This window comes from Candidatus Pelagibacter sp. (assembly GCF_052049775.1).
Lineage (GTDB): Bacteria > Pseudomonadota > Alphaproteobacteria > Pelagibacterales > Pelagibacteraceae > Pelagibacter.
Window position 1 is genome coordinate 1 of record NZ_JBNGZH010000034.1, and the last position, 12,368, is coordinate 12,368.

Sequence of the window (12,368 nt, forward strand, 5' to 3'; positions counted from 1 at the left end):
AAAATCTGCTAATAGAGTGTTCAAAAAAAGTCTATATTTAGTCTCGACTCCGATTGGGAATTTAAGTGATATTAGTCTCAGAGCCATAGAAATTCTCAAAAGTTCAGATTACATTTTGTGTGAAGATACTAGAATTTCTAAAAATTTATTAGAAAAATACCAAATCAGAGCAAATTTAATTGCTAACCATAAATTTAATGAGAAAAAAAATGTTGTAAAAATTATAAAGTTAATTAACCAAGGGTCACTTATTTCTTTAATTTCAGATGCTGGCACTCCAGGTATTTCAGATCCAGGTTCTATATTAGTTAATGAGTGCATTAAGAATAACATTAATATTATTCCTATACCTGGTGCTTCAGCAGTCATATCAGCAGTCTCAATATCAGGGTTTTCAGAAAAGTTTTTCTTTTATGGATTTTTTCCTGAAAAGGATAAAATATTAAGAGAAGATTTGGAGAATTTATCAAAATTAAATAGTTCAATCGTTTTTTTTATTTCGCCAAAGAAAATTAATAAGAATATTCCTCTAATTAAAAAAAATTTTATAGGAAGAAAAATTCTGATTTGTAGAGAAATGACAAAGTTTTATGAGGAGTATAAAAGATCAAAAGTTGAAGATTTAGAACCATTAAAAAGTGATTTAAAAGGTGAATTGACTATCGTTATTTCAGAAAAAGTTCATGACAAAAAAGCTTCACAAACTTTAGATGAATCAGATAAAAGATTGATTAGAGTGATGATAAATAAACTAAGTATAAAAGAAATTACTAATTTAATTATTCGTAAAAATGATATTTCAAAAAAAATTGTCTATGATTATTGCTTAAAAATTAAAAATGAAAAATAAAATACTTATTGCACTTTTTGTTGGTTTTATTTTGAACGGATGCGCAGGAGTATCATCTTCAGGAATATTTGGAACAGGTGTAAGTATAGCAATAGATCCGAGATCTTTGGGAACACAGATAGACGATTCTTTGATGCAAAAAAACCTAACTGCTAGAATTTTAATCATGAATAAAAATTATCTTTTATCAGTAAAATCAAAAGTTTTGGATGGCAGAATATTTCTAACTGGAAAAGTTGATGAACCAGAAGAAAAATTAAAATTAACTAAAATTGCTTGGGAAACTGATGGTGTGAGATCTGTTAGAAACGATATCAAAATAAAAGAGGCTTTTAATTTTAAACAATCAGCTAAAGATTTATTAATTACCTCACAGTTGAGAACTGCCTTAATTATAAATAAAGAAATTAAGGCTACAAATTACCAAATAGATACCTATAAAAAGAAAATTTATATCTATGGTATTTCTCAAACTAAAGATGAAAAAGATCTTGTAATTTCAGAAGCAAAAGAAATTTTAGATGTTGAGGACGTCATTGCTAGTATTTTATTAGTTGATAATTTAAGGATTAAAACTAACTAATTTTTTTTATAATCAATTACATCAGCAGAATAAGCGGCAATTGATGCTAAATTCAATATATCAGAAGTTGATGATCTTAAAGGGGCTATCTCGATTGGTAGACCTAAGCCAATTAATAAAGGTCCAATCACTTTTGCTCTACTCATTGACTTGATCATTTTATATGAAATAGCAGCGCTATGCTGGCTTGGCATAATTAAAACATTCGAATTACCAACTATCTCAGAAAATGGGTAAAGTTCTTTATACATTTCTTCCAGGGCTACATCTGGCTGCATCTCGCCATCAAATTTAAAGTCTACTTTGTCTGATTTTAAAATTTCAACAGCATCACTTAATCTTTTTGTTCTATCTGTAGCTGGCTCTCCAAAAGTAGAGTGAGATAAAAAAGCGACTTTGGGATCAAAACCAAATAATTTTGCTACCCTTGCAGCTGATTTTGCCATTTCAGCTAATTGTTTTGCATCTGGATATTCTATAACTGATGTATCACAAATAAAGATTGTTTTACCTCTATTTACAACTAAATTTAATCCGAACATAATTTCACCTGGTCTGGAGTCGACGACTTTAACTATTTTTTCGAGCGAAGATGAATATCTTCTTGTGTTCCCAGTTATCATTGCATCTGCATCCTGACATGCAACCATACATGATGCCCAAATTACCCTGTCGTTTCTTACTAGTCTATCACAATCCCACTCTAACATACCCTTTTCTCTTTGGAGTTTTTTAAATAAATATTTTACATATTTTTCTCTTTTAGTGGTGTCTTTTGAGTTTACAATTTCAATATCAAAATTTTCGTTATAACCAATTTTTTTTATTTGATTTTTAATTAGCTCCTCTTTTCCAACTAAGATAGGTATACCCAAGTCAGAGTTTTTGAAAGCTATCGCAGCTTTAAGAGTATTTTCATCTTCACCATCAGCAAAAACAACTTTTTTTTGTTTTTTCTTAATATAGCCATTAACTCCTTGCATAATTGTTACCGTTGGATCTAATCGTTGCTTAAGTTGATCTTTATAGACATCAAAATCATCAATTTTTTTTCTTGCAACTCCAGTATCAATAGCAGCTTTAGCAACTGCAGCCGGTATAACACTTATTAATCTTGGATCGAATGTTGATGGAATTATATAATCTTTTCCATAATGAGGTCTTTCACCTCCCATTGCTGCAATGACTTCATCCGGCACGTCCTCTTTAGCTAATTTTGCTATCGCATGTGCAGCTGCAATTTTCATATCTTCATTAATTGTTTTTGACCGCACATCTAACGCACCTCTAAAAATATATGGAAACCCTATTAAATTGTTTACTTGATTAGGATAATCTGACCTTCCAGTCGCTATAATTGCATCATCTCTAACTTCCTCAATTTCTTCAGGTGTAATTTCTGGGTCAGGGTTAGCACATGCAAATATAATTGGATTTTTTGCCATTTTTTTAACCATGTCTTTAGTTAATGCTCCTTTCGCAGATAAGCCTAAAAAAACATCTGCATTAGTAATAGCATCATCCAAAGTTCTCTCTTTTGTCTCAGTTGCATGACTTGATTTCCATTGGTTCAAATTATCTCGACCTCTGTAAATGACCCCTGTTCTGTCTACCATTGTAATATTTTTTTGGGGCACACCAGTCTTTTTAAATAAATTAGCGCAAGCCATAGCTGAAGCTCCGGCACCATTTACAACTATTTTAACTTTATCAATTTTTTTTTTACAAATGTCCAAAGCATTAATAAGTGCTGCAGTTGTGATAATCGCAGTTCCATGCTGATCATCATGAAACACAGGTATATCAAGTATTTCTTTAAGCTTTTCCTCAATAATAAAACAATCAGGAGCAGCAATATCTTCAAGATTAATACCCCCAAAACTTGGAGCAAAATTTTTTATGCTATTAATGATTTCATTCGGATCCTGAGAGTCTATCTCTAAATCAATAGAGTCTATATCAGCAAACCTTTTAAATAAAACAGCCTTTCCCTCCATAACAGGTTTAGATGCTAACGCACCTAAATTTCCCATACCTAAAATTGCCGACCCATTACTGATTACTGCAACAAGATTTCCTTTACTGGTATAATCAAATGCTGTTTCAGGATTTTCACTAATTGCTCTAACAGGTGCTGCCACGCCAGGAGAATATGCTAAAGCGAGATCTCTCTTTGTCGTCATGTTTTTTGAGGAAGATATTTCAATCTTGCCTGGCTTTTTATCTTTGTGAAAGTCTAAAGCTTCTTTATCTGTGTAATGATCAATTTTTGTTTTTTTCATTTATGTTAATTAGGTGTACAAATGGGGTAAAATTAAGACTAATATGATTTATGAATTTAGTTAAGTCAACAGGGACTTTTGGTTTTTATACTATTATCAGTCGATTACTTGGTTATTTAAGAGATGTTTTGATAGCAATTTTTCTTGGAACAAGTTTTTTAGCAGATGCATTTTTTGTAGCATTTAGAATACCTAATACTTTTAGAAGATTATTTGCAGAAGGAACTTTTAATGCAGCTTTTATACCAAGTTACACTTCAGAATTAGTAAAAAAAAATTCTGGATCACATAAGTTTGCTAACGAAATTTTCAATTTATTATTTTTAGGTCTATTATTTTTAGTTTTAATTATAGAAATTTTCATGCCAGCTTTTGTGAGACTAATAGCGCCAGGTTTTGTTGATGATTCTGAAAAAATTCAGCTAGCTGTTAATCTTACAAGGATAACTCTCCCATTTTTATTATTTGTAAGTTTATCCTCTTTTTTTGCGGCAATTCTTAATTCTCACAATAAGTTTGCAGCTGCCTCTGCGGCTCCAATAATCCTTAATATAGTTTTGATAGCAATTTTATTTTTTGGCAAATTTCTTAACGACGAACTAGTTTATTATTTATCATATGGAGTTTCTATTGCAGGACTATTACAATTAGTATTTTTGTATCATTTTACAAAAAAGTTTTATTTCATAAAAATTAATTTTAATTTCAAAATTAATAATAAGGTTAAATTTTTTTTCAAAAAACTTTTACCTAGTATTTTTTCATCAGGAGTTACTCAAATTAATATTCTTGTTGGTACTATAATTGCATCTTTTCAAGCCAGCGCCGTGTCTTATTTGTATTATGCTGATAGGATTTACCAAATTAACCTTGCAATAGCAGGAATTGCAATAGGAGTGGTTGTTTTACCACAACTTTCTAAACATGTTTTTTTAAAAAAAAAAAATAAAATACTTATATTACAAAATAAAGCACTTGAGCTTAGTATGTTTTTAAGTTTACCAGCTTCAGTTGCTTTAATTGTTGGGTCAGAACAAATTATTTCAGCATTATTTGGTTATGGTTCTTTTGATGAGTTGTCAGTATCTAACTCGGCAAACGCGCTTTACTATTTTGGTTTGGGATTGCCTGCTTTTGCATTAATAAAAGTATTTTCGACTTTTTTTTTCGCAAATCAGGATACTAAAACACCATTTTATATTTCATTAATTTCGGTAATTTTAAATATATTAATAAGTGTCTATTTTTTTAGAGAAATCGGTTTTATAATCATTCCTATAGCTACGACAATTTCATCATGGTTTAATGCAATAATATTATTTGTTTATTTAAAAAACAAAGATTTATTTGAATTTAGTAAATTATTTTTCACTAAATTAATTAAAATACTTCTGGCATCTATATTAATGGGAATATTTTTTAATTATTTAATTTTGTTTTTTCAAAATAAATTGATTTATGAATATAATTTAAAATCTTTTTATTTGATACTTTCAGCTTTTTTAAGTCTTATATTCTATTTGAGTTTTTCATTATTTATCAAAGCTTTCAAATATGGTGATATTAAACTAAAGTATTAAATATGGGAAAAAAAATTTTTTCAGGTGTTCAACCTACTGGAAATCTTCATCTTGGAAATTATTTGGGAGCAATTAAAAATTTTGTAAAACTTAATAATGAAGATCAAAATGAGTGTGTGTTCTGTGTTGTTGATCTTCATGCGATAACAGTTGCTCAAAATCCAAAAAAATTAAAAGATAATATTTATGAAACTATAGCAACTTTTATTGCTTGTGGTATTGATCCTAAAAAAAGTATTATCTTTAATCAATCAAGTGTGAGTGCTCATTCAGAAACAGCCTGGATATTAAGTTGTGTTGCTAGAATGGGATGGCTTAATAGAATGACCCAATTTAAAGAGAAAGCTGGAAAAGATAAAGAAAAAGCAAGTATCGGTCTTTATTCTTATCCTGTTCTAATGGCAGCAGATATTTTGTTATATGACACTACCCATGTACCTGTTGGAGATGATCAAAAGCAACATTTGGAACTTTGTCGAGATATAGCTCAAAAATTTAATAATGATTTCAATGCTGACAATTTTTTTAAAATTCCTGAGCCATTAATTCAAAAAGAGTTTTCAAGAATTATGAGCTTGAGAGATGGTACAAAAAAAATGAGTAAATCTGAATTATCAGATCTGAGCAGGATAAATTTAACAGATGATAAAGAACAAATAATAAATAAAATCAAAAAAGCAAAAACTGATACTTTGCAATTACCATCCGCTAGTGCAGATTTAGAAAAAAGACCCGAAGCAAAGAATTTGATGGGTATTTATTCTAGTTTAATGGATGTAAGTTTAGAGGATACAATAAATAAATTTTCTGGAAAAAATTTCTCAGAATTTAAAGAAAATTTATCACAAGTTATGGTTGATAAAATTTATCCAATATCTTTGGAAATTAAAAAGTTGTTAAGAGAAAAAAAATATTTAGATAAAATACTATTAGAGGGAACTCAAAAAGCAGATAAAATAGCCTCGGAAAAGGTAAAAAAAATACAAGAACTTGTTGGTTTTTAGGATTTTTTTATTAACAAGTTTCATTTTTACAATTATTGATTATATATAAATCATGTTTGTCCAGACTGAAATAACGCCGAACCCAAATTCTTTAAAATTCTTACCAGGTAAGAATGTTTCAAATAAAGGGTCATTTGAAATTACACAAAAAGATCAAACTAATAATGAATTAATTAAAAATTTGCTCTCCATAAATGGTGTTGAAGGTATTTTTCTTGGTAAAGATTTTATCTCAATAAATAAATATGATCACACATCATGGGATGAAATTAAACATATAGTAATTTCTTTAATCAATGATTTTTACTCTAGCGGAAAAGAGTGTGTTGTTGAAAATACTTTAATTGAAAATAATGAAAATTTAAAAGATATAGAAAAAAAAATAGTTAAAATATTAGACGAAAAAATCAGACCTGCAGTTGCGAAAGATGGCGGAGATATTAAATTTAAAGAGTTTAAAGATGGTATTGTTAAAGTGCAGCTTCAAGGGAGTTGTTCAGGTTGTCCAAGTTCAACTATGACATTAAAACAAGGTGTACAAAATCTTCTTTGTCACTATCTACCAGAAGTTAAGAAGGTTGAGGCTCTTTAAATGTTTAATTTTAAGTTAAAAAATCTAAAATTTTTAAACCAATTGATTTTTTTTAATTCAAAATTTTATTTTGTTAGAATGAGAAGAAAGAACTTAAAAATGTTTAAGTTTTTTGATGACAGACGAATTGGTGCAATTCCAAGAATATTTTTAACAAGTATTTTTGTTGTTTTTTCATTCTATCATATTCCATCAATAATTAATTTTGCTAATAAGCAACTTTTAGAAGACAAAGAATTTCAAAATAATTCAAAAGCCATTCTAGCTTATACACTTAATAAAAAAGAGGGTGTCGAGTCTGATGGAGGAGAATTAAATGAAAAAGATTTGTTAATCGATATTTTTAGTTTGAACGATCTTGAAACAGACACAGTAAGATTAAATGCATCTACAATTAAACAATTATTTCAAGACACCGATTATAAACTAGATGATGTAAGGCAAACAAAGTTAGTTAAGCCTGTTGCATTAACCTTACTTCCTGGTGAAATAAAAATGATCGAAAGTACCAAGAAAAGAAAGGAGTTTTTTATTCAAATTGTCTTACCTTTAGTCTTAAAAGAAAATAATAATATTAGATTAGATCGAAAGACTTTGTTTAAAATTATAAATAAAAGCAATAATACTAAATTAGAAAAAAAATGGCTTGAAAAAAAATACAAACAGTATGGAGTAACATCTAAAGATTTAACAACACTCAAAATCAGGATGGATGAAATACCAGTTTCTTTAGCACTTGCTCAAGCTGCGAAAGAAACAGGATGGGGAACATCAAGATTTGCACAAGAGGGTAATGCACTTTTTGGGCAATGGACTTGGTCTGGTGAGGGCTTAAAACCTAAAGAGGCTGATGAGAATAAGGGTCATAAAGTTATGAAATTTAATGTATTACAGGCCTCAGTTAGAGCTTATCAAAGAAATTTAAATACCCATCGATCATATAAAAATTTTAGATTAGCAAGAGCACATTTAAGAGATAATAATCAACCTTTAGATAGTTTAATTCTTTCTCAATTTTTAAAAAATTATGCTGAAACAGGAAATCAATATGTGGAAGTTTTGCAAAAAATTATTAATCAAAACAATTTAAAAGATTTTGATGATGCTAAGTTACTTCCTTCGAGTAAAGAGCTTGAAAGTTTAATTTAATTTTCCATTATAACAAATTGGGTTCCAAACCAACGCCACTTGCCATTATCATTTAAGGAACAATTTATTCTTCCACGTCTTGGTAAAAATTTAGATTTGAAATTGATATATAGAACATTTTTTTCGAATACTAAATTTGGTTGGCCCCATGAACCACCATCATTTGAATAACAATTAATATTCTTAATATTTTTTTGATTATCAAAAAATTCCACAATTAATTTTGGTGGATTATCTTTATTTGATAATTTTTTTTCTACTGGTTTAAGAGATTTGTATTCTAGAGGATTATAATTTATTAGTGAATTAAATCGTTTTAAATCTCCGTACTTTTCATTTATCGGAAATCTTGGTAATTCAAATTTATCTTTATTGTTATCAATTATTCCAGAGTGTTGTCCAAAAGCTAATTCAAAATTTTTTGATATATAATTTTTCATAAAAAAAGAATATTCACCAAAAGGATATGAAAATATCGGTGGGACATACCCCAATTTATCTTTAAAAATTTCAGTCGCTGTTTCTATATCTTTGATAAATTCTTTTTCTGTCTTATCAATCAAATATTCATGCGTATGTGAGTGGTGCCCAATATAGCCTATATTTGAGTCGTTGATTTCTTTAATTTCATCCCAAGTCATATACCCTCTTTTACCTACAGGTTCAGTAGATACAAATAAGATGAATGGAATTTTATTTTTTTTAAGATATGGCCAGGCCTCATTGTAAAATGATTTAAATCCATCATCTATTGTAATTAAAATTTTCTTACTCTTTTTTACTTTATTAAATTCATTTAAAAAATCTTTAGGGTCATAAAATTCATACCCTTGACTTTTAATAATTTTCATTTGTTTATCAAACATATCCATTCTTATATTTGTTGATGGATATTTATTTTCATTAAAGCGATGATACATCAACGATAAAACACCGCTATCTTTAGAATAAGATTTGATATTATTCTCTTGTGAAATAGAATTAACTAGAAATATAAATTGTAAAATGAATAAGCTAATTATAGATGCTGCTAGAGATAAAATTTTTTTAATGATCATTAGTAATGATATTAATTACAGCATTACTCATGAAAATTCCAAAATAAATTATGAAAAATTATCTATTTTAATTAACGATTTTCTAAATAAAAAAAAATTAAATTTAAATAAAGTTTCCCAAATTTATGTTAATCGAGGTCCTGGAAGTTTTGCGGGGATAAGAAATTCCTTATCAGTTGTTAAAGCTTTTCATTTAACCAATAAAATTGATTATTATTGTTTTAGTTTTGAGGATTTTAGTGAAAAAAATGAGGTTAAATACGAAAATATCCCAAAACTTTGCGATAAATTGAAAGTTGAAAAAAATTTGATTAATCCTATTTATTTAAGTTAAAATCAATTATGTCAGATACAATTGAACAACAATGTTTATCTAAAGGGGTAAAGTTAACTGAGCAGAGGCGGATTATTGCTAAGGTAATCTCTGAGTCAAAATCCGCTTATGGTGAGTCTGATCATCCGGATGTTGATGAGTTATATAGTCGTGTATCGAAAGTTGATCCAAAAATAAGCATAGCCACAGTTTATAGAACAGTTAAGCTTTTCGAGGAAGCAGGAATTTTAACCAAGCATGATTTTAAAGGTGGCAAGGCTAGATATGAAGCAATGATAGAAAGTCATCATGATCATTTGATTGATATAAAATCAGGTGAAATAATTGAATTTGTGGATGAAGAAATTGAAGAGTTGCAAAAAAAAGTAGCAAAAAAATATGGTTATAAGTTAGTAGACCATAAACTTGAGTTATATGGTGTTAAAGTAAACTCAAAAGATGAATAAAAAAATATTTATCAAAACTTTTGGTTGTCAAATGAACGAATATGACACTAACAGAATATTTGATATTGTAAGAGAAATAGGTTTTGTTAAAACTGAAAATCTCGAAGAGACTAATTGTTATTTACTAAACACGTGCCATATTCGAGATAAAGCTAAAGAAAAAGTTTATCATGAGATTGGACGTGTTAAAAAAAATTTTAGATCACGAAAAAAACCGATAGTTATAGTTGCTGGATGTGTTGCTCAGGCCGAAAATGAGGAAATGATCAAAAGGGAGCCTTATATCGATATAGTTATTGGACCGCAAGCCTATCATAAAATAAATGACAAAATTGAAGAATTTTTATCCAAACAAAAAAAAATAGATGAGACTGAATTTGATGCCATCACAAAATTTGATTATTTGGATAATATTAAGAATTCATCAAAAAAAATTTCATCGTATTTAACTGTTCAAGAGGGCTGTGATAAATTTTGCCATTTCTGTGTAGTACCATTTACAAGAGGTCCAGAATACTCAAGACCATTCAAAAAAATATTAGAGGAAGCAGAGAATTTATCAGAAAATGGAGTTCGTGAAATAACATTACTAGGTCAAAATGTTAATGCTTATAATTATGAGAATTACCGATTGTCAGATTTGATTTTAGAAATAGAAAAGTTAGATGGAATAAAAAGAATTAGATATACAACCTCTCATCCAAGAGATATGACAGAAGATCTTATCAATATATATGGTGTTTCAAAGAAATTAATGCCTTTAATTCACCTGCCCGTTCAAAGTGGATCTGACAAGATCCTTAATTCAATGAATAGAAAACATCATATAAGTGATTATATTAATACTTACGAAAAACTTCAAAAAATTAACCCAAAAATAAAGTTTTCGAGTGATTTTATAATTGCCTATCCCGGTGAGAATGAGAAGGACTTTAATGAAACTTGTGATTTAATTGAAAAAATTAAATTTATAAATTCTTTTTCTTTCATATTTAGTCCAAGGCCAGGAACAACTGCAGCAAATTTTGAGTTAATTGACAAAAAAATTTCACTTACAAGATTAGAAAAAGTTCAAAAACAGTTATTTACCAATCAAATTAATATGAATAAATCACTTGAGGGTAAAGAAATTGATGTTTTAGTTGAAAATAAGATAGATGGCGGCACAAAGTTTTTTGGTCGATCTGAGTACATGACTTCGGTTATTTTTGATGGTAATGAATCAGATATGGGAAAAGTTATCAAAGTAAAAATAAATCGTAGTAATCAAAATACATTGTTTGGTAAAAGTTTAGATAATTTAGAACAAAGAGTGGCTTAAGTTTGAATAATACTATTAAAAAAGATATTAATTCGTCACTAAAATTTGTTTATTCAGAAAATAATTCAATTAGCGTAATTTTTCATGAGAATGACCTCCTGATGGGAGTGGTTGGTGAATTTAACCAAAACTTGAAAGAGTTAGAAAAAATAACCAATTCAAGTATTTATTCCAGAGGAAATTCAATCTTAATCAAATCAACTTCAGAAAAAAATGAAATTTTGAAGAATGCAATTCAATTTCTTGCAAATCAATTTAAAAATAATGGTAGTATAGAACAAAAAGATATTTTATCCTCAGTTGATCAATTTATGATAAATGAAAAAGTAAAAAATACCAACGTTACTGATATAATCAAAACTCCAAAAAAATCTATAATTCCAAGGTCAGAAAAACAAAAAGAGTATGTTAGAGCGTTGAGACAAAATGAAATAATAATATCTGCCGGACCTGCTGGTACAGGAAAAACCTTTCTTGCTGTTGCTGTAGGTTTAACAATGTTGCTAGAAAAAAAAATAGAAAGAATTATACTTTCTAGACCTGCGGTTGAGGCAGGTGAGAGATTAGGTTTCCTGCCGGGAGATATGAAAGAGAAAGTTGATCCATATCTACGCCCTTTGTATGATTCATTGTATGATCTGTTTCATTTTGAAAAAATCCAGAGAATGATAGAAATTGGCGACATTGAAATTGCCCCTTTAGCTTTTATGAGAGGAAGAACTTTAAAAAATTCTTTTGCAATTTTAGATGAAGCTCAAAATGCTACTGATACACAGATCAAAATGTTTCTTACCAGGATAGGCGAAAATTCAAAAATAGTTGTAAATGGTGACCCCACTCAAATAGATTTACCTAATAAAAAAATGTCAGGTTTAGAAAGATCAAAAAAGATATTGTCCCATTTGAATGAGATTGCAGTTGTAGACTTTGATCACTCAGATGTTGTGAGGCATCCTTTAGTTTCAAAAATTGTGAAAGCGTACAACAATAATGATCAAAGTTAATGTGCTTTCAGAGGAAAATTCTTGGTCAAAAAAAATAAAAAATAAAGAATTATTTTTTAATAAGATTTGTAAACATTTTCCAAAAAAATATAAATTTGTAGATAAAAAAATCTATTTTACGTTACTTCTCTCAAATAACAAAAAAATTAAAATTTTAAATAAAAA

General features: G+C 28.5%; 12 protein-coding genes. 10 read left to right on the forward strand and 2 right to left on the reverse strand.

All coding sequences use genetic code 11. The annotated features are described in order from the left end of the window. A partial coding sequence (gene rsmI, locus ACTT83_RS05235; protein ID WP_440919054.1) for a 16S rRNA (cytidine(1402)-2'-O)-methyltransferase occupies nucleotides 1-850 on the forward strand: 850 nt, incomplete at its 5' end. Next, nucleotides 840-1,433 (forward strand): BON domain-containing protein, encoded by a 594-nt coding sequence (locus ACTT83_RS05240; RefSeq protein ID WP_440919055.1) that lies wholly within the window; start codon nucleotides 840-842, stop codon nucleotides 1,431-1,433. The genes rsmI and ACTT83_RS05240, both read left to right, overlap by 11 nt. On the opposite strand, the gene ACTT83_RS05245 is transcribed toward ACTT83_RS05240, so the two are convergent. Next, nucleotides 1,430-3,715, reverse strand: coding sequence for an NADP-dependent malic enzyme (locus ACTT83_RS05245; RefSeq protein WP_440919056.1), 2,286 nt, complete (start codon nucleotides 3,713-3,715; stop codon nucleotides 1,430-1,432). The two genes, ACTT83_RS05240 and ACTT83_RS05245, sit on opposite strands and share 4 nt — an antisense overlap. A gap of 50 nt (nucleotides 3,716-3,765) precedes the next feature. Here ACTT83_RS05245 and murJ point away from each other — a divergent pair, with 50 nt between their 5' ends. The 4 genes from murJ (at nucleotide 3,766) to ACTT83_RS05265 (ending at nucleotide 8,040) form a co-directional block, all read left to right on the forward strand. Next, the gene (gene murJ / locus ACTT83_RS05250; RefSeq protein WP_440919057.1) at nucleotides 3,766-5,295 is read left to right on the forward strand and encodes a murein biosynthesis integral membrane protein MurJ; all 1,530 of its coding nucleotides are present in this window, start codon (nucleotides 3,766-3,768) and stop codon (nucleotides 5,293-5,295) included. A gap of 2 nt (nucleotides 5,296-5,297) precedes the next feature. After that, nucleotides 5,298-6,299 carry a tryptophan--tRNA ligase gene (gene trpS / locus ACTT83_RS05255; RefSeq protein ID WP_440919058.1) on the forward strand — a complete coding sequence of 334 codons (1,002 nt, stop codon included), beginning with the start codon at nucleotides 5,298-5,300 and terminating at the stop codon, nucleotides 6,297-6,299. A gap of 52 nt (nucleotides 6,300-6,351) precedes the next feature. After that, a complete protein-coding gene (locus ACTT83_RS05260) occupies nucleotides 6,352-6,891 on the forward strand; it encodes a NifU family protein (protein ID WP_440919059.1) in 540 nt (179 codons plus the stop codon). A gap of 78 nt (nucleotides 6,892-6,969) precedes the next feature. After that, on the forward strand, nucleotides 6,970-8,040 hold the full coding sequence (locus ACTT83_RS05265) for a glucosaminidase domain-containing protein (protein ID WP_440919060.1): 1,071 nt from the start codon (nucleotides 6,970-6,972) through the stop codon (nucleotides 8,038-8,040). On the opposite strand, the gene ACTT83_RS05270 is transcribed toward ACTT83_RS05265, so the two are convergent. Further along, nucleotides 8,037-9,098 carry a polysaccharide deacetylase family protein gene (locus tag ACTT83_RS05270; RefSeq protein ID WP_440919061.1) on the reverse strand — a complete coding sequence of 354 codons (1,062 nt, stop codon included), beginning with the start codon at nucleotides 9,096-9,098 and terminating at the stop codon, nucleotides 8,037-8,039. The two genes, ACTT83_RS05265 and ACTT83_RS05270, sit on opposite strands and share 4 nt — an antisense overlap. Between ACTT83_RS05270 and ACTT83_RS05275 the strand changes: the two genes are divergently transcribed. Genes ACTT83_RS05275 through ACTT83_RS05290 form a run of 4 tightly spaced genes read left to right on the forward strand, consistent with a single transcriptional unit; the run spans nucleotide 9,091 to nucleotide 12,203 of the window. Beyond that, the gene (locus tag ACTT83_RS05275; RefSeq protein ID WP_440919062.1) at nucleotides 9,091-9,432 is read left to right on the forward strand and encodes a peptidase M22; all 342 of its coding nucleotides are present in this window, start codon (nucleotides 9,091-9,093) and stop codon (nucleotides 9,430-9,432) included. The genes ACTT83_RS05270 and ACTT83_RS05275 overlap by 8 nt on opposite strands. An 8-nt stretch (nucleotides 9,433-9,440) precedes the next feature. Continuing rightward, entirely contained in the window at nucleotides 9,441-9,878 is a 438-nt protein-coding gene (locus tag ACTT83_RS05280) for a Fur family transcriptional regulator (RefSeq protein ID WP_440916841.1), read from the forward strand. Next, nucleotides 9,871-11,199: a tRNA (N6-isopentenyl adenosine(37)-C2)-methylthiotransferase MiaB gene (gene miaB, locus ACTT83_RS05285; RefSeq protein ID WP_440919063.1), complete on the forward strand. Its 1,329-nt coding sequence runs from the start codon at nucleotides 9,871-9,873 to the stop codon at nucleotides 11,197-11,199. The genes ACTT83_RS05280 and miaB overlap by 8 nt, the downstream gene beginning before the upstream one ends. A gap of 2 nt (nucleotides 11,200-11,201) precedes the next feature. After that, entirely contained in the window at nucleotides 11,202-12,203 is a 1,002-nt protein-coding gene (locus tag ACTT83_RS05290) for a PhoH family protein (protein ID WP_440919064.1), read from the forward strand. Nucleotides 12,204-12,368 lie beyond the last annotated feature (165 nt).